Origin of the sequence: Streptomyces sp. NPDC060209 (assembly GCF_042728155.1) — a bacterium.
GTDB lineage: Bacteria > Actinomycetota > Actinomycetes > Streptomycetales > Streptomycetaceae > Streptomyces.
Window position 1 is genome coordinate 1 of the sequence record NZ_JBHWZS010000161.1, and the last position, 18,938, is coordinate 18,938.

The 18,938-nt window shown below is 72.0% G+C and carries 19 protein-coding genes and 1 riboswitch; of the genes, 16 read left to right on the top strand and 3 right to left on the bottom strand.

The window, feature by feature from the left end; translation table 11 throughout:
- Nucleotides 1-112 precede the first annotated feature (112 nt).
- The 14 genes from ACFWFI_RS26500 to ACFWFI_RS26565 all read left to right on the top strand — a co-directional run bounded on the left by ACFWFI_RS26500 (nucleotide 113) and on the right by ACFWFI_RS26565 (nucleotide 13,582).
- Nucleotides 113-1,075, top strand: coding sequence for a carbohydrate ABC transporter permease (locus ACFWFI_RS26500; protein ID WP_387394741.1), 963 nt, complete (start codon nucleotides 113-115; stop codon nucleotides 1,073-1,075).
- 15 nt (nucleotides 1,076-1,090) lie between these two features.
- Nucleotides 1,091-2,038 carry a carbohydrate ABC transporter permease gene (locus ACFWFI_RS26505; protein WP_387394743.1) on the top strand — a complete coding sequence of 316 codons (948 nt, stop codon included), beginning with the start codon at nucleotides 1,091-1,093 and terminating at the stop codon, nucleotides 2,036-2,038.
- Between the two features lie 109 nt (nucleotides 2,039-2,147).
- Entirely contained in the window at nucleotides 2,148-3,782 is a 1,635-nt protein-coding gene (locus tag ACFWFI_RS26510) for a glycoside hydrolase family 13 protein (RefSeq protein WP_387394745.1), read from the top strand.
- A 32-nt stretch (nucleotides 3,783-3,814) separates the two neighbouring features.
- On the top strand, nucleotides 3,815-4,132 hold the full coding sequence (locus tag ACFWFI_RS26515) for a cupin domain-containing protein (RefSeq protein WP_387394747.1): 318 nt from the start codon (nucleotides 3,815-3,817) through the stop codon (nucleotides 4,130-4,132).
- 120 nt (nucleotides 4,133-4,252) lie between these two features.
- Nucleotides 4,253-5,161 (top strand): YihY/virulence factor BrkB family protein, encoded by a 909-nt coding sequence (locus ACFWFI_RS26520; RefSeq protein WP_387394749.1) that lies wholly within the window; start codon nucleotides 4,253-4,255, stop codon nucleotides 5,159-5,161.
- A gap of 49 nt (nucleotides 5,162-5,210) precedes the next feature.
- On the top strand, nucleotides 5,211-5,903 hold the full coding sequence (locus tag ACFWFI_RS26525) for a GNAT family N-acetyltransferase (RefSeq protein ID WP_387394750.1): 693 nt from the start codon (nucleotides 5,211-5,213) through the stop codon (nucleotides 5,901-5,903).
- Between the two features lie 5 nt (nucleotides 5,904-5,908).
- Nucleotides 5,909-6,790, top strand: a complete 882-nt coding sequence (locus tag ACFWFI_RS26530) for a substrate-binding domain-containing protein (protein WP_387394752.1) — start codon at nucleotides 5,909-5,911, stop codon at nucleotides 6,788-6,790.
- A 107-nt stretch (nucleotides 6,791-6,897) separates the two neighbouring features.
- Nucleotides 6,898-7,161, top strand: coding sequence for a type B 50S ribosomal protein L31 (locus ACFWFI_RS26535; RefSeq protein WP_387394754.1), 264 nt, complete (start codon nucleotides 6,898-6,900; stop codon nucleotides 7,159-7,161).
- 113 nt (nucleotides 7,162-7,274) lie between these two features.
- The gene (locus ACFWFI_RS26540; protein ID WP_387394756.1) at nucleotides 7,275-8,225 is read left to right on the top strand and encodes a carbohydrate kinase family protein; all 951 of its coding nucleotides are present in this window, start codon (nucleotides 7,275-7,277) and stop codon (nucleotides 8,223-8,225) included.
- Between the two features lie 46 nt (nucleotides 8,226-8,271).
- Nucleotides 8,272-10,116, top strand: a complete 1,845-nt coding sequence (locus ACFWFI_RS26545; protein ID WP_387394757.1) for an acyl-CoA dehydrogenase family protein — start codon at nucleotides 8,272-8,274, stop codon at nucleotides 10,114-10,116.
- Nucleotides 10,113-10,283, top strand: a complete 171-nt coding sequence (locus tag ACFWFI_RS26550; RefSeq protein WP_387394759.1) for a hypothetical protein — start codon at nucleotides 10,113-10,115, stop codon at nucleotides 10,281-10,283. The genes ACFWFI_RS26545 and ACFWFI_RS26550 overlap by 4 nt, the downstream gene beginning before the upstream one ends.
- 83 nt (nucleotides 10,284-10,366) lie before the next feature.
- Nucleotides 10,367-10,554: riboswitch (cobalamin riboswitch) on the top strand.
- 30 nt (nucleotides 10,555-10,584) lie between these two features.
- Nucleotides 10,585-11,658: an ABC transporter substrate-binding protein gene (locus ACFWFI_RS26555; RefSeq protein WP_387394761.1), complete on the top strand. Its 1,074-nt coding sequence runs from the start codon at nucleotides 10,585-10,587 to the stop codon at nucleotides 11,656-11,658.
- On the top strand, nucleotides 11,655-12,740 hold the full coding sequence (locus ACFWFI_RS26560) for a FecCD family ABC transporter permease (protein ID WP_387394763.1): 1,086 nt from the start codon (nucleotides 11,655-11,657) through the stop codon (nucleotides 12,738-12,740). Before ACFWFI_RS26555 ends, ACFWFI_RS26560 begins: the two co-directional genes overlap by 4 nt.
- Complete coding sequence (locus tag ACFWFI_RS26565) at nucleotides 12,737-13,582, top strand: ABC transporter ATP-binding protein (RefSeq protein ID WP_387394765.1); 846 nt, start codon at nucleotides 12,737-12,739, stop codon at nucleotides 13,580-13,582. The genes ACFWFI_RS26560 and ACFWFI_RS26565 overlap by 4 nt, the downstream gene beginning before the upstream one ends.
- Before the next feature lie 58 nt (nucleotides 13,583-13,640).
- Here the strand turns inward: ACFWFI_RS26565 and ACFWFI_RS26570 are convergent, their stop codons facing one another.
- On the bottom strand, nucleotides 13,641-14,630 hold the full coding sequence (locus ACFWFI_RS26570; protein WP_387394767.1) for a PRC and DUF2382 domain-containing protein: 990 nt from the start codon (nucleotides 14,628-14,630) through the stop codon (nucleotides 13,641-13,643).
- Nucleotides 14,631-14,969: 339 nt separating this feature from the next.
- Between ACFWFI_RS26570 and ACFWFI_RS26575 the strand changes: the two genes are divergently transcribed.
- Nucleotides 14,970-15,593 carry an adenosylcobinamide amidohydrolase gene (locus ACFWFI_RS26575; protein ID WP_387394774.1) on the top strand — a complete coding sequence of 208 codons (624 nt, stop codon included), beginning with the start codon at nucleotides 14,970-14,972 and terminating at the stop codon, nucleotides 15,591-15,593.
- Between the two features lie 48 nt (nucleotides 15,594-15,641).
- A complete protein-coding gene (locus ACFWFI_RS26580; protein ID WP_387394768.1) occupies nucleotides 15,642-16,526 on the top strand; it encodes an NAD(P)-dependent oxidoreductase in 885 nt (294 codons plus the stop codon).
- Between the two features lie 4 nt (nucleotides 16,527-16,530).
- Here the strand turns inward: ACFWFI_RS26580 and ACFWFI_RS26585 are convergent, their stop codons facing one another.
- Both ACFWFI_RS26585 and ACFWFI_RS26590 read right to left on the bottom strand, forming a co-directional pair.
- Nucleotides 16,531-17,790, bottom strand: coding sequence for a sulfite oxidase (locus tag ACFWFI_RS26585; protein WP_387394770.1), 1,260 nt, complete (start codon nucleotides 17,788-17,790; stop codon nucleotides 16,531-16,533).
- 50 nt (nucleotides 17,791-17,840) lie between these two features.
- A partial coding sequence (locus tag ACFWFI_RS26590) for a homoserine O-acetyltransferase MetX (protein WP_387394772.1) occupies nucleotides 17,841-18,938 on the bottom strand: 1,098 nt, incomplete at its 5' end.

Consider the following 18,938-nt stretch of genomic DNA (forward strand, 5'->3'; position numbering starts at 1 on the left):
AGACCAGGTCCTGGCCAACCAGTAACGGACGCGCGGAGGCCGGGCCGGGCGGGTCCGGCCCCGCCTCCGCACCGTCCGTCTGCGAGCACTGCACCGGCACCGAGGAGACACCATGTCGGCCCCCACCCTGTCCACCGGGAAGGCGAGCGCGCCGCCACCCGGGAACCACCAACGCCCCACCGGGCCGGACTCCGCCCGCGAGGAGTTCGTGCGCGCCCTGCGCCGCAACATCACGGCGCACGGCTTCCTGATCGGAGCCGTCCTCTGCTTCTCCTTCTTCTCCTGGTATCCGATGGTCAGGGAATTCGTCCTGGCCTTCCAGAAGACCGAGGACGGCAGGACGACCTGGGCCGGCTGGTCCAACCTGAGCTACGTCTTCAACGACCCCGCGTTCTGGCAGGCCTGGCGCAACACCCTGCTCTTCACCGTCCTGGCGCTCCTGCTGGGCTTCGTGGTCCCGTTCGTCGTCGCCGTCGTGATCAACGAGTTCCGGCACGCGCAGGGTTACCTGCGCCTGCTTGTCTACCTGCCCGTCATGCTGCCGCCGGTCGCCTCGGTCCTGCTCTTCAAGTACTTCTACGACCCCGGCTACGGACTCTTCAACCGCATCCTGGAATTCCTCCATCTGCCCGCCCAGCAATGGCTCCAGGACCCAGGCACGTCCATGCTCTCCGTCGTCATCGCGTCGACCTGGATGAACATGGGAGGGGCCACACTGATCTATCTCGCGGCCCTCCAGAGCATTCCCGGCGAGCTGTACGAGGCGGCCGAGCTCGACGGTGCGGGAGTGCTCCGCAAGATCTGGCACGTCACCATCCCGCAGACCCGGCTCATCCTGTCGCTGCTGCTGCTCATGCAGATCATCGCGACGATGCAGGTCTTCACCGAGCCGTTCCTGCTCACCAACGGCGCGGGCCCCGAGGGCTCCACCACGACCGTCGTCTACCTCATCTACCAGTACGCCTTCAACTTCAACAACTACGGCGGAGCGGCGGCCCTCGGCCTCCTCCTGCTGGTCGTCCTCGCGGGCTTCTCCGCGGTGTACGTACGCCTCAGCCGCAGCAGCGAAGACTAGGACGGGAGCACGACGATGGCATCGAACACGCTTGTCTCCCGGCGCGGGTCCGGCGGACGCAAGGCCCGCCGCCGGGACGCGGACCAGGGCCGCCAGCGGACCCTGATCTCACCGGCCCAGCTCGGCCGGCCCCGGGGGAAGGCGGTCTACTGGATCGTCTTCGGCCTGGTGGCGGTGGGCTTCACCCTGGTGTTCCTCGGCCCCCTGTACTGGATGGTCACCGGCGGCCTCAAGACCACCCAGGAAGTCGTACAGAGCCCGCCCACCGCCTTCCCCTCCTCGATCCACACGGAGAACTACTCCCAGGCGTGGACCGTGATGGACCTGGCCCAGCTGCTCTTCAACACCCTCTACTACGCGTTCGGGGCACTCGCCTTCCAGCTCGTCCTCGACGTGGCCGCCGCCTACTCGCTGTCCAAGCTGCGGCCGGTCTTCGGCAAGGTCATCCTCGGCATGATGCTCGCCACGCTGATGATCCCGGCGACCGTCCTCGTCGTGCCGCAGTACCTGACGGTCCTCGACCTGCCTGTCTTCGAGCGCAACCTGCTCAACTCGCCCTGGGCGATCTGGCTGCCCTCGGTCACCAACGCCTTCAACATCTTCCTGCTGAAGCGGTTCTTCGACTCCATCCCGGGTGAGCTCCTCGACGCCGCGGCCATCGACGGTGCCTCGCCCCTGCGCACCCTGCGCTCCATCGTCCTGCCGATCTCCCGGCCGATCCTCGGCGTCGTCTCCATCTTCGCGGTCGTCGGAGTCTGGAAGGACTTCCTCTGGCCGATGCTCACCCTGCCGGACCCGGGCAAGCAGACCCTCAACGTCGGCATCTACTCGCTGTCCAACGGGGTCCCGCAGAACGTCCTCATCGCCGCGCTCACCATCGCGTCCGTCCCGACGCTGCTCATCTTCCTGCTCTTCCAGCGCAACATCATGAGTGGTCTCACCGCGGGCGGCCTGAAGGGCTGACGCCACCCCGAACCACCGCCTCCCACCAGCACTCCGCCGCCGGCCCTCCCATCGCATGCCCCGCGTCCGGGCCGGGGGCGGAGTACCACCTGCCCGAAAGGAACGCCACGTGGCAGCCAACCGTCCGTCCGAGGCCACCGCACCCTGGTGGCGCGACGCCGCCATCTACCAGATCTACGTACGCAGCTTCGCCGACGGCGACGGAGACGGCACCGGCGATCTCGCGGGAGTGCGGGCCAGGCTGGCCTACCTCGTCGAACTGGGCGTCGACGCCTTGTGGTTCACCCCCTGGTATCTCTCCCCACTGGCCGACGGCGGCTACGACGTCGCCGACTACCGGGTCATCGACCCGGCCTTCGGCCATCTCGCAGAGGCTGAGAAGCTCATCGCCGAAGCCCGTGAGCTCGGTATCCGCACCATCATCGACATCGTTCCCAACCATGTCTCCGACCGGCACAGCTGGTTCGAGGCGGCGCTGGCCGCCGCCCCCGGCAGTCCCGAGCGCGACCTCTTCCACTTCCGGGAGGGACGCGGCGACGAGGGGGAGATCCCGCCCAACGACTGGGTCTCCGAATTCGGCGGCACCCCGTGGACCAGGGTCGACGACGGCCAGTGGTACCTGCACCTGTTCGCCCCCGGGCAGCCCGACCTCAACTGGGCGCACCCCGCGGTCCGCCAGGAGCACGAGGACGTCCTGCGCTTCTGGTTCGAACGGGGCGTCGCCGGTGTGCGGATCGACTCGGCGGCCCTGCTCGCCAAGGACCCCGCCCTGCCCGACTTCGTCAAGGGCACCGACCCCCATCCGTACATCGACCGCGACGAACTCCACGACATCTACCGGTCGTGGCGGGCCATCGCCGACCGGTACGACGGCATCTTCGTCGGCGAGGTCTGGCTCCCCGACTCCGAGCGCTTCGCCCGCTATCTGCGGCCCGACGAACTGCACACCGCCTTCAACTTCAACTTCCTGGCCTGCCCCTGGGACGCCGGGCTGCTGCGCTCCGCGATCGACGACACGCTCGCCGAGCACGCCCCGGTGGGAGCCCCCGCCACCTGGGTGCTGTGCAACCACGACGTGACCCGCACGGTCACCCGCTACGGACGTGAGGCGACCGGCTTCGACTTCGCGGCCAAGGTCTTCGACACGCCCACCGACCTGGAGCTCGGCACCCGCAGGGCACGGGCGGCAGCCCTGCTCTCCCTCGCGCTGCCGGGTGCCGTCTACCTCTACCAGGGCGAGGAGCTCGGACTGCCCGAGGCCGACATCCCCCGCGAGCGGATCCAGGACCCCATGCACCTGCGCTCCGGTGGCATCGACCCGGGGCGGGACGGCTGCCGGGTGCCACTGCCATGGTCCGCCGACGAGCCGTACGCGGGCTTCGGGTCCACCGTCGAACCCTGGCTGCCGCAGCCGGCGGCCTGGCCCCCGTACGCCGCCGACGGGCAGAGCACCGATCCCGGCTCCATGCTCACGCTCTACCGCGAGGCGCTGCGGCTGCGCCGCGCCGAGCCGGGCTTCGCCGCCGCCCCCGGAGAGACGGCCGACGGCCGTCTGAACTGGCTCCCGTCGCCCCCGGGAGTCCTCGCCTTCATGCGGACCCACGGCCTGATCTGCGTCGTCAACCTCTCGGGCAGCCCGGTCCCGCTCCCGAGCCATGAGGAGATTCTGCTGACCAGCGGCCCGGTGGACGACTCCGGTCTGCTGCCCGACGACACCGCGGCCTGGCTGCGTACGAAGCGATAGCGGGGGAGCGGAGGCTGCGGCACAGTGGTCGTATGGATGATCTCAACGCTCTCGCCGACGAGCACCTGGCCGCGGCCCGGGCCAACGCGCACGGGCGCAGCGCGCACCTGCTGCTGCGCCAGGAGCCACTGCGGCAGACGGTGATCGCGCTCACCGAGGGATCCGCCCTCGACGAGCACAACGCGCCGCCCGCCGCGTCACTCCAGGTCCTGCGCGGCACTGTCCGGCTCACCGCGGGATCCGGGGACGTGGACCTCGCGGCGGGCGGGCTGCACCCCATTCCCCAGGAGCGGCACGGGCTGCTGGCCCTGGAGGACGCGGTGGTGCTGCTCACCGCCGTCAACGACTGAGCCGACCTGGAGTACACCCGCGGGATCGAGGCATGAGAGAAAGGGGGGCAGCCGGGACGCCGGGCACACGGTGGCGGCGTCCTGTCCGTCCCCCTTTCCTACGTCCCCCGGAGTAACCGCGTGCCCAGCAGGACCGACGATTCCGTCGCGGAACGAACCGCGCCCCCGGAGGGGCGCCCCTCGCGGAGGCGCTGGCGCACCGCACTGCGCCGGACCCCCGTATCGCTGTGGAACGACGACCTCTCCGACTGGGCGGCGGCCCTGACCTACTACGCCATCCTGGCGCTGCTCCCGGCGCTCCTCGTCACGGTCTCCGTCATCGGCCTGGCCAACCCCGGCGCCACCAACGCCCTGATCGCCGACATCACGGCCTTCGCACCGGCCGAGTCAGGAGCGGCACTCCGCCGGCCTCTGGAGGCGGCCACCCAGGAGCGCAGCGCCGTCTGGCTGCTGGTCGTCACGGGCAGTGTGAGCGCCGTATGGTCCGCCTCGAGTTATCTGGCGGTCTTCCGCAGGGCGATGCACGCCATGCACCAGGTGAAGGACACCAGGCCCCCTTTGCGCCAGGCGCACATCATCGTGGCCTCGGCCGTCGGACTGCTCGTCCTGCTGATGGCCAGCGCCTTCGCCCTCGTACTCACCGGGCCCCTGGCGCGCTGGCTCGGCCGTCGGCTGGGCCTGGCACAAGCCGGCGAGACACTGTGGGCGGGCCTCAAATGGCCCGTGCTGCTCTGCCTGGTCGCCTGCCTCATCGTGGTCCTCTTCAGCACCGGTCCGCGTTCGGCGCGGGGTGTACGGAAAGGGCTGCCCGGCGGGGTGCTCGCCGCGTTCCTCTGGCTGATCGCCTCGGCCGGATTCGCGCTGTACGCGACCCACATCGGGAGCTACAGCCGGCTGTACGGTTCGCTGGCCGGCCTGGTCGTCTTCCTGATCTGGATCTGGTTCACCAATCTGGCACTCCTGACCGGCGCCCAGTTCAACGTCGAACTGGCCCGCACGGACGACCGCCGTGAGGGCGAGGTGCCCTGAAGGGCCCAAGGGCCTTGTGGGAGCGCTCCCAGGTGGGAAGGATGGAGCGATGACCCGAACCGCGTTCGTACGTCCCTACCGGCCCACCGACCGGGAGGCCCTCGCGGACATCTGCGTCCGCACGGCCGACAACGGCGGCGACAGCACGCATCTGCACCCCGATCCCGGGCTGATGCCCGCGATCTTCGCCGAGCCCTATGCCCATCTCGAACCGGAGCTGACCTTCGTCCTGGACGACGGTTCCGGACGTGCGGTCGGCTACGTCCTGGGGACGGCGGACACGCGCCGGTTCGTGGATGCCTTCCGCGAGATCTGGCTCCCCCTGGTGACGGACCGCTTCCCCGAGCCGGAGGGTGAACCCGAGACGCTCACCGAGGCGATGACGGCCCTTCTGTACCGTCCCGAGCGGATGATCCTTCCGGAGCTGGACGGACACCCCGCGCACCTGCACATCGACCTGTTGCCGCCGTGGCAGCGCAAGGGCCACGGCAGGGAGCTGATGCGCGCCTTCCTGGATGCCCTGCACCGGAAGGGGGTCCGGGCCGCCCATCTGTCCATGCTGACGGCGAACACCCCGGCCAGGGCCTTCTACGACCGGCTCGCATTCCAGGTGATCGACGTCCCCGACCCCGGGCCGCTCACCTATCTGGGGCGCTCCACGGAGGATGTGGAGCCGGTGGGCTGGGCAGGTAGTGGGAGGCGAGCCCGGGAGAGCGCCCAGGCCGCCGGTTCGGAGGGGTGAGGGGCATGACCGAGCAGAGCGCGTGGAGTTTCGCGGACGACCGGGGCCAGCTGGCGGTGGCGGACCGCCGGCCGTCCCGGGTGCTCGCGTACGTCCAGGCGGGAGCGACACTGTGGGACTACGGGATACGCCCGGAGGGGATCTTCGGCTCCGGACACGACGGGCCGGAGCCCGACCACGCGAAGACGGGCACGCTCCCGCTGGACGCCGTGGACTACCGGGGCGCGGGCGACGACCTGGACGTGGACACGCTGTTACGCGGCAGGCCCGACCTGGTCGTCGCCGTCAGCTACGGCCACGGCCAGCTCTACGGACTGGACCCGGACACCGCCAAGCACCTGGAGGAGCGCGTCCCGGTCGTGGTGATCGACGTGGGCCAGGCGCGCACCCTCGACCGGGTCGCCGAGCGGTTCGCCGAGCTCGCGCGCTCGCTCGGCGGCGCCCCGGTCCCGGATGCCGCCGACGACCTGCGCGCCGCCCGTGAGCGGCTCCGCGAGGCCGCCCGCGCCACTCCCGGCGGCGCCAGGGTGGTGGCACTCTCCCCCGCGAGCCAGGAGCAGGCGTATGCCGCCCGCCCCCAGATGTGGCCCGAACTGCGGGTCCTGGCCGAGCTGGGGGTCGGCCTCGTGTCCCCGCCCGACGGCGCCGGCGTCAACTGGGCCACCGTCGACTGGGCGGCCGCGGCGGCCCTGGAGCCCGGCATCGTCCTGACGGACATCCGGTCCAACGCGATCCCGCTCGACGAGGTCGCCGCCCCTGCCTGGGAGCCCGCCGGGCGACGCGCGCGGACCGTGCCGTGGAATCCGGAACCCCTGTGCAGTCCGCAGGCCCACGCGCGCTTCCTCGCCCTCGTGGCGGACGCGTTGGAGGGGGCGGCGGGCGACTGAGCACCCTCTCTGCTCCGTACGGACGCCCCCGGATCGCGCGGGGCCCCGCCCTTGGCGAGGCTGGCCCGAAGCCGGGACGCGAGATCCCCGTACCTCCAGGAGCAGAGATGCAACAGGACAAGCACCCGTCGTACCGTCCCGTGGTCTTCCGCGACCGCTCCGCCGGATACGCCTTCCTGACGCGGTCCACCGCGTCCAGCGAGCAGACGATCGACTGGGACGACGGCAACAGCTACCCGGTCATCGATGTGGAGATCTCCGCCGAGAGCCACCCGTTCTTCACCGGCAAGGCGAGGGTGGTCGACACCGAGGGCCAGGTCGCCAAGTTCGAGCGGCGGTACGGGGACGAAGGGGGCAAGGACGCCCCCTGAGCCCCGGGTCTCCGCGGCTCCCCGCACACGGGGCAGAATCGTCGGCAGTGTGTCCCGTGACAGCCGTGCTGCACACGGGCACTGCCGCCCGATTCCTCCAGGAGAGCCGCCCCATGCCCGACAGCCCAGCCCTCCTGGTCATCGGTGAATGCGTCGCAGACATCGTCCGGCTGCCGGGCGCGCCGGACCGGATCCATCCCGGCGGCAGCCCCGCGAACGTCGCGTACGGGCTGGCGAGACTGGGCCGGAGCACCACCTTGCTCACCCAGCTGGGCCGGGACTCCAACGGGCGGCTGATCGAGGACCACCTGGCTTCGGCCGGCGTGCGGGTCCTGACGGACGGGAGCGGTGACCCCACCCCGGCCGCCACGGTCGACCTCGACGACGCGGGCCGGGCCACGTACGGCTTCGAGATCACCTGGACGCTGGGCCCGGTGGAGGAGCCCGTCGAGCCGCCCCGGCACGTCCACACCGGGTCCATCGCCACCGCCCTGGAGCCCGGCGCCGGCACCGTCCTGGACCTCGTCCGCTCACACCGGGCCGCGGCGACCGTCAGCTACGACCCCAACGTGCGGCCCGAGCTGATGGGGGACCGCGCCCGTGCCGTGCTGCGGGCGGAGCGCTTCGTCGGGCTGAGCGACGTCGTCAAGGCCAGCGACGAGGACCTGCGATGGCTCTACCCGGACGAGACCCCTGAGGAGGCCGCCGGGCGGTGGCTGCGCTCCGGGCCGGCGGTCGTTCTGGTCACCCGGGGCGCCGGAGGGGCAACGGCGTTCCTGCCGGGCTCGGCGGTGAGCATCGGCGCGCCGCCCGTCCAGGTCGCGGACACGGTGGGGGCGGGCGACGCCTTCATGTCCGGCACCCTGCACGCCCTGGCCTCGTACGGACTGCTCGGAGCGCAGGGCCGCGCACGGCTGCGCTCCCTGGACACCGCCGTCCTGGGCGACGTGCTGCGCCACGCCGTGGCATCTGCCGCCGTGACAGTCGCGCGGGCCGGGGCCCTGCCTCCCGACGAGGGGGAGCTGGAGGCTGCCCTGGCCGCTCTGCCCGTCCCGGAGCGGTAGGGGCGCCCAGGGTGTCCTCGTCCGTACCCCGGTCGTTGATTTCGTTATGACCGTGACCCTTACCGACACCGTCCCACCGTCCACGACCGAACTGCTGACCGGCGTCCTCCTCGGTCCGGAATTCCGCCGCGAACACGGCTTCTGGCAGCGGCTGATCAGTACAGAACCGTTCCGCCGCCCCGCTGGTGGAACGCCCGACGAGCGACTGGAGCTCGCTTACGACCGGTTGCGGATCCTCAACCGAGCGCTCGACAGCGGAGCCCGACTCGCCGCCGACCCACGAGCGCTGGCCGCCCTGCACGCCTGGCTCGGGCCGGTGGACCCCGCACTGACCACCGTGGCGGGCATCCACTACAACCTCTTCCTCGGCAGCCTCCTCGACCACGACTGCGTGGGCCGCCGCGACCTGTCGGACTATCTGACGATGCGGCGCATCGGCACCTTCCTCTGCACGGAGGTGGCGCACGGCAACAACGCGGCGGCCATGGAGACCACCGCGACGTACGACCGTGAACGCGACGGCTTCGTCCTGGACACCCCGAACGCCGGCGCGCAGAAGTTCATGCCCAACACGAGTCCGGCGGGCGGAGCGAAGTCCGGACTGGTCGCGGCGCGTCTGGTGGCCGAAGGGTCGGACCACGGCGTACGCCTCTTCCTGGTGCCGCTCACCGACGAGGTGCAGGCGCTGCCAGGCATCCGGGTGCGGCGGCTTCCCGCACGGATGGGCAGTCCGGTGGACCACTGCCTGACCTCGTTCGACCGGCTCTTCGTCCCGAGGGACGCTCTGCTGGGATCCGGTGAGGAGGGCGACGCCCCGGAGGAGTTCAGAACCGGACCGGGCGACAGGCGGCGGCGCTTCCTGACCTCCATCGGGCGGGTCATGCCCGGCCGGATCTCCATGAGCGCCTGCGCGGCCGGCTCGGCCCGCGCGACCCTGGCGGTCGCCGTGCGCTACGGCGGCCACCGCATGATCTCCGGGACCCGGGGCACGCCGCCGGTGCCCGTCAACGCCCACCGGACCCACCACGGGCCGCTCGCCTCGGCCATGGCCACCGTCTTCGCCATGAGCCTGCTGTACCGCAGGGCACAGGATCGGTGGGAGGCCTGTACGGACGAGGAGGGCCGGACGGACGCGGGGACGCTCGTCGATGTCGCCAAGGCATGGATCACCTGGCGGGCCCGTGACGTCATCGTCGAGAGCCGTGAACGCTGTGGCGCGCAGGCACTGCTGGAGAACAACGGCATGACCGAACTCGTCACGGGCGTGGAGGGAGCCATCACGGCGGAGGGCGACAACATCGCCCTGTACGCCAAGGCGGCTGCCGACATGCTCTTCGCCGCCGAGCCCGGCCGTGAGGACGTCCGGGCCCCGTGCGCCGGCGACCTGGCCGACCCGGACTTCCTCGGCGCACTCCTCGCCTCGCTCCAGGACATCTGGTTCGCCCGGGCCAGGGAGCGCGCGCTGCGCGAGCCCGACGCCGACAACCTCGGACGATGGAACGCGGCCTCGGGTCCCGCCCTGCGCGGGGTCGAGGCCTATGCGTACAGGCAGGCCGCCGAGGCCTACGCCGAGGCCCGCGCGGCGCTGCCCGAAGGGGCCGCCAGGGACCGGCTGGGAGAGCTTGAGCGGCTGTTCGCCGTCGAGTGGCTGGCCCGCAACAGCGGTGATCTGCTGGCCGCCGGTCTCCTGAGCGGTGATCAGGTCGAGGCCCTGGCGCAGACCACCGAGGAGCTGATCGCGGCCGTCGCCGGGCACGCCCCGGAACTGGCCGACTCCTTCGCCCTGCCCGAGGCGCTGCTCGCCGACTGGCCGATCGCCGGCCCCGGTTACGCGGACGCGTACGACGATCCCGAGGCCCCCTGGAACACCGTCCCGGCAGACGCCCGATGAGCGCCGCACGCAGGGAGCGGGCGGTGTGCGAGCGGCTGGGCGAGCGCCTGGAGATCCTGGGTCTGCGCGCCGTCCTGCTGGCCTACTGGGGCACGACGTCCGTGCTCGCCCGCAGGGCCGGGAAGCCGCGGACGGACCGCGGCGAATCGGTTCACCCCAAGCGCTGACCCGCCCGACAGCCGGCCGGTACGGGGGGAAGACGCCCGCCCGCCGTACCGGCGACGGCCCCCGAGGCCGCCGACACGCCGCGTGATAACTTGCAGACGCCAGTCACACTCCACGTGGAGTCAGGGAATCCGGTGCGAATCCGGAGCTGACGCGCAGCGGTGAGGGGGACGGGCGGGGCCACGGCCACTGGGACACCCTCGGGTGCACCGGGAAGGCGCTCCGTCCGGACGAATCCGAGTCCGAAGACCTGCTGGCACCCGCTTCCGCACCGGGGGCGGAACACCGTACCGGGCTTCGCGCATGAGCCCAGAGACGCCGAGGGACTCCGTGCCGCCCATAGCCAGCACCGTACGCCGAACCGCCCTGCTCATCGCGGGACTTGTCCTCCTGACCGCCTGCGGCGGAGGGGATGATACGTCCGACGGCGCCGCACCGGACGGCGCGGCCGACGGCTTCCCCGTGACCCTGAAGAACTGCGGCCGCACGGTGACCGTCGACGCGGCACCGCGTCACGCCGTCTCCCTCAACCAGGGATCGACGGAGATCCTGCTCTCCCTGGGCCTCGCCGACCGGCTCGCCGGCACCGCGACCTGGACGGACCCGGTGATGAAGGGCCTGGAGAAGGACGAAGCCAGGGTGCCCCGCATCGCCGAGAACCAGCCCTCATCCGAGAAGGTCCTCGCCGAGGAACCGGACTTCGTCAGTGCCTCGTTCGAATCCACCCTCGGCAAGGGCGGTGTGGCGTCCCGCGACCAGTTCGAGGAGCTGGGCGTACCGACGTACCTCTCACCCACCGACTGCGCGGGCAAGGACAACACCGGCAGCAGTGACGGCTCCCGCACCGAGCCCCTGACCATGGACGGCGTCTACGGCGAAGTGCGCGACCTCGCCAAGGTGTTCGGCGTCCCGGAGCGGGGCGAGGAACTGGTCACGAGTCTCCAGGGCCGCATCGACAAGGCGACCGCGGACATCGACGCGTCCGACGCCACCCTGCTCTACTGGTTCGCCAATGCCGAGGCCCCCTATCTGGCGGGCTGCTGCGGCGCCCCCGGCATCATCACCGAGGAGCTCGGCGCGAAGAACGTCTTCGACGACACGCACGAGGAATGGCCCCAGATCAACTGGGAGACCGTCGCCGACCGCAACCCCGACGTGCTGGTCGTCGGCGACCTGACGCGCAAGTCGCAGACGGCCGAGAGCGCCGAGAAGAAGATCGCGTTCCTGGAGTCCAACCCCGCCACGAAGAACATGGACGCCGTCCGGCACAAGCGGTACGTCCTGCTCAGCGGCCAGGCCATGAATCCGACCATCCGGACCGTGGAGGGCGTGGAGCGCGTCGCGGCGGGGCTGCGTTCGTTCGGACTCGCGGGGTGACGAGGACCGAACACGCTCCGGACGTACGCGCGGAGCCGCCGCCCCCCGCCCGGACTGCCGCCGGAGCCCGGATCCTGCGCGACGGCCTCCTGTGGAGCGCCGGGGTCGCCCTGCTGCTCCTGTCCGTCGCGGTCGCCGTCACGATCGGACCCGCCCGGATCTCCGTCCCGGACGTCTGGTCCGCCGTGGCCTCGCACCTCGGCCTCGGCGACGGGCGGCTGACCCCGATCCGGGACGGCATCATCTGGAATCTGCGCATGCCCCGCACCCTGCTCGCCGCGGTGTGCGGGGCCGGGCTCGCGGTGTGCGGCACCGTGATGCAGTCGCTGCTGCGCAACCCGCTCGCCGACCCCTTCGTCCTCGGAGTGTCCTCGGGGGCGTCCACCGGGGCGGTCGTGGTCGTCGTCCTGGGCGTCGGCGGGGGAGCGGTGCCGGTCTCGGGCGGTGCCTTCGTCGGGGCCCTGTGCTCGTTCGTACTCGTCCTGCTGCTCAGCCACACACTCGGCGGATCCACCGACCGGGTCGTGCTCTCCGGGGTCGCGGCCATGCAGCTCTTCTCCGCGCTCACCTCCTTCGTCGTGATGACCGCCGCCGACGCCGAGCAGACCCGGGGCGTGCTCTTCTGGCTGCTCGGCTCGCTGAGCGGGGTCGGCTGGACCGATGTGTGGATGTGCTCCGCCGTGCTGGCCGTGACCCTGCTGATCTGCCTCGGCCATGCCCGTACCCTCGATGCCTTCGCCTTCGGCCAGGACGCCGCCGCCGCCCTCGGGGTGCACGTGGCACGCACCCGGATCGTGCTGCTCTGCACGACCGCACTGCTGACCGCGGCCCTCGTCAGCTCGGCGGGCGCCATCGGGTTCGTCGGCCTCGTCCTGCCGCACGCCGCCCGGGCGCTGACCGGGTCGGGGCACCGGAGGCTGCTGCCGGTGACCGCGCTCGCCGGAGCCGTGTTCCTGGTCTGGGTCGACACCCTGGCCAGGACCGTCCTCGATCCGCAGGAGGTCCCGGTCGGGGTGGTCACCTCCCTCATCGGGGTGCCCGCGTTCGTCCTGGTCCTCTACCGCACCCGGAGGAGCGCATGACCCGGGAGCAGCAGGGGACAGGCACACCCGGCGACGGCCTGCGGGCGGCGCGGGTCAGCAGGGAGGCAGGCGGGAGAGTGGTCCTGGACGGGGTGAGCATCGCGCCGCCGCCCGGCGCCACGGTCGGCCTCCTGGGACCGAACGGCTCCGGCAAGACCACGCTGCTGCGGGTGATGGCCGGTGTGCTCGCCCCCGGAGCGGGCGTCGTGACCCTCGACGGCCGCACGCTCGCCGAAACCGGCCGGCGAGGAGTGGCCCGTCGCGTGGCCGTCGTCGACCAGCACGCGGTCACCCAGGTCGACCTGAGCGTCCTGGACGTCGTACGGCTCGGCCGCATCCCGCACCGGCGCGCCTGGTCCGCGCCCGGCCCCGGGGACGAGGACGCCGTGCGCGAGGCTCTGGCGCGCACCGGTCTCGCCGACCGCGCCGCCCAGTCCTGGCACACCCTGTCCGGTGGTGAACGCCAGCGGGTCCAGATAGCCCGCGCCCTCGCCCAGGAGCCGCGTGAGCTCCTGCTGGACGAACCCACCAACCACCTGGACATCCAGCACCAGCTGGAGCTGCTGTCCCTGGTCGCCGCGCTGCCCGTGACCGCGGTTGTCGCGCTGCACGACCTCAATCTGGCCGCGATGTTCTGCGACCGGGTGACGGTCATGAAGGAAGGCCGGGTAGTGGCCGGCGGAACGCCCTCGGAGGTGATCACCGAGGAACTCATCGCGGATGTCTACCGTGTACGCGCGGTGGTGACGCCGGAAGGGCCGGACGGGCGCCCCTCGGTGCGCTTCCTGCCGGGAGAAGCCGTCCGCCTACGGCGGAAGTGCGACGAGAGGGCGGGCCCGTGAACCGCCCGGGTCCGCCCCTCGCTACTGTCGCGCGGCCTTTCGCCGCTGTGTGAGGGGGTCAGCGACGCCGTCCCTGGCCGTACTCGCCGCCCATGTCCTTGTCGCTGCCCGTGTCCTTGCCGTCCGCGTAGTCGATCTTCTCCTTGCGGAGCTCGGCGGAGACTTCCTTCTGTTCGGTGACCTTGCTGGTTTCGAGGTGGACCCGCTCCACCGGGACCGCCTCCTTGCGGACGGTGGCGCGTTCGGCGTGCAGGGTGACTTCGACGTCCTGTTCGCCGAGGTCGTTCATGCCCTTCGCGCCTGTCGCCTTCTCGCCCGGCTGCAGAGGCTCGCGCACCACGCGTACCTCCTCGTGGGACACCGGCACCGTCCGTGTGACGTTCTCCGTCACGACGTACTTGTGCAGGCGCGCCTTCCCGCTCTCGTACTCCTCCGTTCCGACCTGGAGCTGCTCCTCGGACCGGACCATCTCCTCCCGGCCGCCGGCACCCGCGGCGGCCCGCTCGGCTCCGGCTCCCGCCATCGGGCGGGACGTGGAGGAAGCCTCCGTGTCGCGATGCCTGCCCATGCCGGCACCGGTGGTGCCCATGCCGGCCGGGGTGCCGGTGGTCTTGGCCTTGCCGGCCGCACCGGCTGCTCCGGCCGCACCCGCGGCACCCATGGCAGCCGTTCCGGTCCCGGACGTCGTGCGCGCGTCGCCGCCCGCTCCGGCGTGACCGGTGCCCTTCCTGGTCAGCCCGTAGTGCCGGTAGAGCTCCTCCTCCTCCGATACGGAGAGATGCGCGTCCGCGTCCACCCTGGGGGCGTCCTTGACGCGGTCCTTCGGATGCGAGATGTGCAGGTCGGAACTCACACGGCGGGCTCCGGCAAGCGGTACGAAGCTCTCCTTCATGCCGAACATGCCGGTCTTGACCGTGATCCAGTCGGGCTTGCCGGTGTCGTCGTCGACGTACACCCGCCCCACTGTGCCGACCTTCTCGCCGTCGCTGTCGTAGACGGTCAGACCGTCGAGTTCTCCGGAATCCGTGAAACCGTCAGCGGCTCCCATGGCCGATTCCTCCTCGCCCGGGCGCGTCCTGCGGTTGGGTCCAGCAGGGAAGGCGCGTCCGGATTCCATCGCGCCTCACCCGGTTGGACGCTGCAACTTCCCGGCCTGGGCGGCGAGCGGCGCAGGACACCGGGGAGGGGCGGTGGCGCCGTTTCACGCGTGTCTCGGTCCGCCACACGCGTTACGCCATTCGAGTGAGCACTCTCCCGGGTGCGCCGGAGATGCGGCCCTGGCACGACCGTATGATCGACGCGCCGCCGCCGATCGTCGGCAGGCCTGACAGGGGGGTGCGCCATCGGATCCGTAGGCATCAGCGTGCCCCGGCAGGGCGGCGAGCTGCTGGCCCGGCAGGAGGACGGCCTCGGACTGCACCATCTGGTCTGGCGGCTGGGACCCGGCTGGCGGGTGTGCAGCAGCGCCGTGCTCGGCGGCGGGATCGGTCCGCGCGCCTGGATCCTGAACGCCCAGGTGCCCGGCGGCTATCCCCGGCTCGACCCCGACCGGCACCTGGCGGAGATCGCGGCGGCCGAGGCGCTCGACGGCCCGGGCGCCGGGCTGATGACCGCCGCGGATGTCACCGCGTACACCGTCGCCGAGGACGGCGGCGTGACCGCGACCGTCACCGGTGGCCTCGGTGTGCGGGGATGGGCCGCCGCCCCGGCCGAAGGCTCCGACGGCCCGCTGCCGCCCGGCACCGTCAACATCGTCGTCACCGTCCCCGTTGCGCTCTCCGACGCCGCCCTGGTCAACGCGGTGGCCACCGCCACCGAGGCGAAGGTCCAGGCTCTCGTCGACGCCGGACTCGACTGCTCCGGGACGCCGACGGACGCGGTGTGCGTCGCCGCGCCCGACCCGGGAGGGCAGCCGGGCGAACCGTTCGCCGGACCACGTTCGCGCTGGGGCGCGCGACTCGCCAGAGCCGTGCACCGAGCCGTACTGGAGAGCGCGCTGCGGCAGTCTTGAGACCCACCGGTCCCCGGACCACGCCGCACCGACGAAGGGAACCTCCCCATGACCACCGCATCCGCCCCGGGCGCACCGATCGTCGCGGTCCTCGGCACCGGCATCATGGGATCCGGGATGGCCCGCAGCCTGCTCAGGGACCGGCTGCCCGTCCGGGTCTGGAACCGCACGCGGTCCAGGGCCGAGCCGCTGGCGACCCACGGCGCCACGGTGACGGACACGGCCGAGGAAGCGGTACGCGGAGCCGACGTCGTCCTCACCGCCCTGAACGACGGCCGGTCCGTGGCGGAGACCCTCACCGCCGCGACACCCGGCCTGCGCCCGGGACAGGTCTGGCTGCAGAGCTCCACCGTCGGCCTCGACGCCACGACCGACCTCGTGCACCGGGCCGCCGGACTGGGGCTGGTCTACCTCGACGCCCCGGTCTCCGGCACGAAGCAGCCCGCGGAGCAGGGCGCACTCACCGTGTTCGTCTCCGGCCCGTCCGGTGCCCGCGCGACCGTACTGCCCGTCCTGGAGGCGATCGGGCAGCGCACCGTGTGGATCGGGGAGGAACCGGGAGCCGCCACCCGGCTCAAGCTCGTCGCCAACACCTGGGTGATCAACATGGTCAACAGCGTGGCGGAATGCCTCAATCTCGCCGAGGGACTCGGGCTCGACCCGCAGCTCTTCCTGGACGCGATGAAGGGCGGCCCGCTGGACACCCCGTACCTCCAGGGCAAGTCCGCGGCGGTGCTCTCCGGCGATCTCAGCCCGAGCTTCGCGCTCTCCACCGCGCTCAAGGACTCCCGGCTGATCCTCGACGCGGCCGAGGCCTCCGGGGTGAAGCTCGACCTGGTCGCCGCCTCCGCCGAACGGTTCACCCGGGCGGAGGCGGCCGGACACGGCGGCCAGGACATGATCGCCACGTACTACGCCGGCCGCCCCGAGTAGCCGCTCAGACCACGGTCACCGGGTGCCTCACCACCGCGTCGAAGAGGTAGCCCTGGGTGTTGTGGGCGGTCGTCGCCGGCTGGGTGCGGCCCGAGCGGTCCGTCGCCCGCGCGAGCAGCACGCCCGGGCCCGCCTCCTTCGGAACCCAGTCGGCGGTCCAGCGGACCCAGCTCCCGGGCCTGGGCTCGTCGCGCAGCCGCGCAGGACGCCACCGGGTGCCCCCGTCGGTGCTGACCTCGACCGAGCGCACCGGCGCTCCGCCCGACCAGGAACGGCCGGTGAGCAGATGCCTGCGGTGGGCGGCGAACGAGGCGCCCGGCGCGAGCTCGAACGCGCTCTTGAGCGTCTGACGGGTCAGCGGCGCGCTGCCCTCGGGCGGGTATCCGGGACCGAAGAGCCGGTAGAGGCCCGTGTTCCAAGGGCTCAGCAGCGGCTCCGAGCTCACCTCGATGTCGCCCACCCACTTGATGTTGGCTATGCCGACCCAGGACGGCACGATCAGCCGGACCGGAGCTCCGTGGTCCGGCGGCAGCGGCTCCCCGTTCATCTCGTACGCGAGCAGTACGTCGTCCAGGGCCTTCGCCACCGGCAGGGGCCTGCGCACCCGGCCCAGATTCGTCCCGTCGCTGACGACCTCCGCGTCCAGGCCGCGGGGCAGTACGTCGACCGCGTTCCCGCCGATGCCTGCCCGGCGCAGCACCTCGGCGAGCCGGACCCCGCGCCAGCGCGCCGTCCCGATCGCACCCAGGGTCCACGCCGTGCCGCTGACCTGCTGGCCCTGCTGCGAGGTGAAGAAGCTCCGGCCGTTGCCCGCGCACTCGATGAACGCGGTGCGGGTGACGGACGGCAGGGCGCGCAGTGCTTCGTACGAGAAGTCCACCGGACCGCCGGTCAGCCCGCTGCCCCAGACCGTCAGCTTCCAGTCCGCCGGGTCGATGACCGGTGTAGCGGTGTGGTTGCGGACGAAGAAGCGGTCGGCGGGAGTGAGCAGCCCGGTGTCCCGCAGCGCCGCGAAGTTCGTCTCGGCGTTCGTGCCGCGCACCGTGAACAGCTCCGGCGGCAGGGGCTTCACCACTCCCGCGAGCGACTGCGCCGCGTGGGCGGGGGACCCCGCGGCCGGGATCAGCGGAGCCGCGACCGAGGCCGCGGCGACCAGCTTCAGCAGATCACGGCGGTCGATCCCCGCAGATCTCGCACGGCCGCGGGTCCATTGGTGAAGCCGCCTCCGGTCGTACGCGGCTTCGGACGGTGGTACGGAACTCATGGGTTCTCCAGGGGGAAGAGGTGAGCGGTCGGGACCGGGGTCGGGTCAGGTCAGCGGGCCGGGGGCAGCAACTCCCGTACGAGCGCTCCGACCTGGTCGGACTCGATGAGGAACCCGTCGTGCCCGTAGGGGGATTCGATGATCCGGAGACGGTCGGCGCCGGGCAGCAGCGCCGCCGGCTCCGCCTGCTGCGCCGGTGGATAGAGCCGGTCCGAATCGATGCCGGCAATCAGCGCGGGCATGTCCGCCCGGCGCAGCGCCCGCGCGACACCGCCTCGACCCCGGCCCACGTCATGGGCGTTCATCGCCTCGGTGAGAACCACATAACTGCCCGCGTCGAAACGGCGCACCAGCTTGGCCGCGTGATGGTCGAGGTACGACTCCACCTGGTAGCGCCCGCCCTGTGAGGGCACTTCACCGGGCTGCGCCCGCCGGCCGAAACGCGCCCCCAGCTCCGCCTCGCTGCGATACGTGACATGGGCGATCCGCCGGGCCAGCCCGAGCCCCTGGTGCGGGCCCGAGCCGGGTGGTGCGTCGTGGTAGCAGCCGCCCTGCCAGCCCGGGTCGCTCCGGATCGCGGCGATCTGCATGCTGCCCCAGGCGATCTGCTCGGCCGAGGAGGCGGCGGGAGCGGCGAGCATCAGCAGTGATCCCGTACGGCCGGGGCGGCTCACCGCCCATTCGAGCGCCCGCATGCCGCCCATCGAACCGCCGATCACCGCGGCCCACCGGTCGATCCCCAGGGCATCGGCGAGCCGCGCCTCCGCCGCCACCTGGTCCCGGACCGTCAGGTAGGGGAAGGCGGCGCCCCAGACGGAGCCGTCGGGCCGCCGGGAGGACGGGCCGGTGCTGCCCTGGCAGCCGCCCAGCACGTTCGGTGCGACGACGAACCAGCGGTCGGTGTCCAGCGCCCGGCCCGGGCCGATCAGCGCGTCCCACCAGCCGGGTGACGGATGCCCGGGCCCGGCGGCGCCTGCCGCGTGGCTGTCACCGGTCAGCGCGTGCAGCACCAGCACCGCGTTGGCGCCGTCCGGCGCGAGCCTGCCCCAGGTCTCGTACGCGAGCCGCACACCCGGCAGCTTCGCACCGGACTCGAGCCCGAGCGGACCGTCGAGCACCGCCCACGAACGGCGGCCGGGCGGATCCCC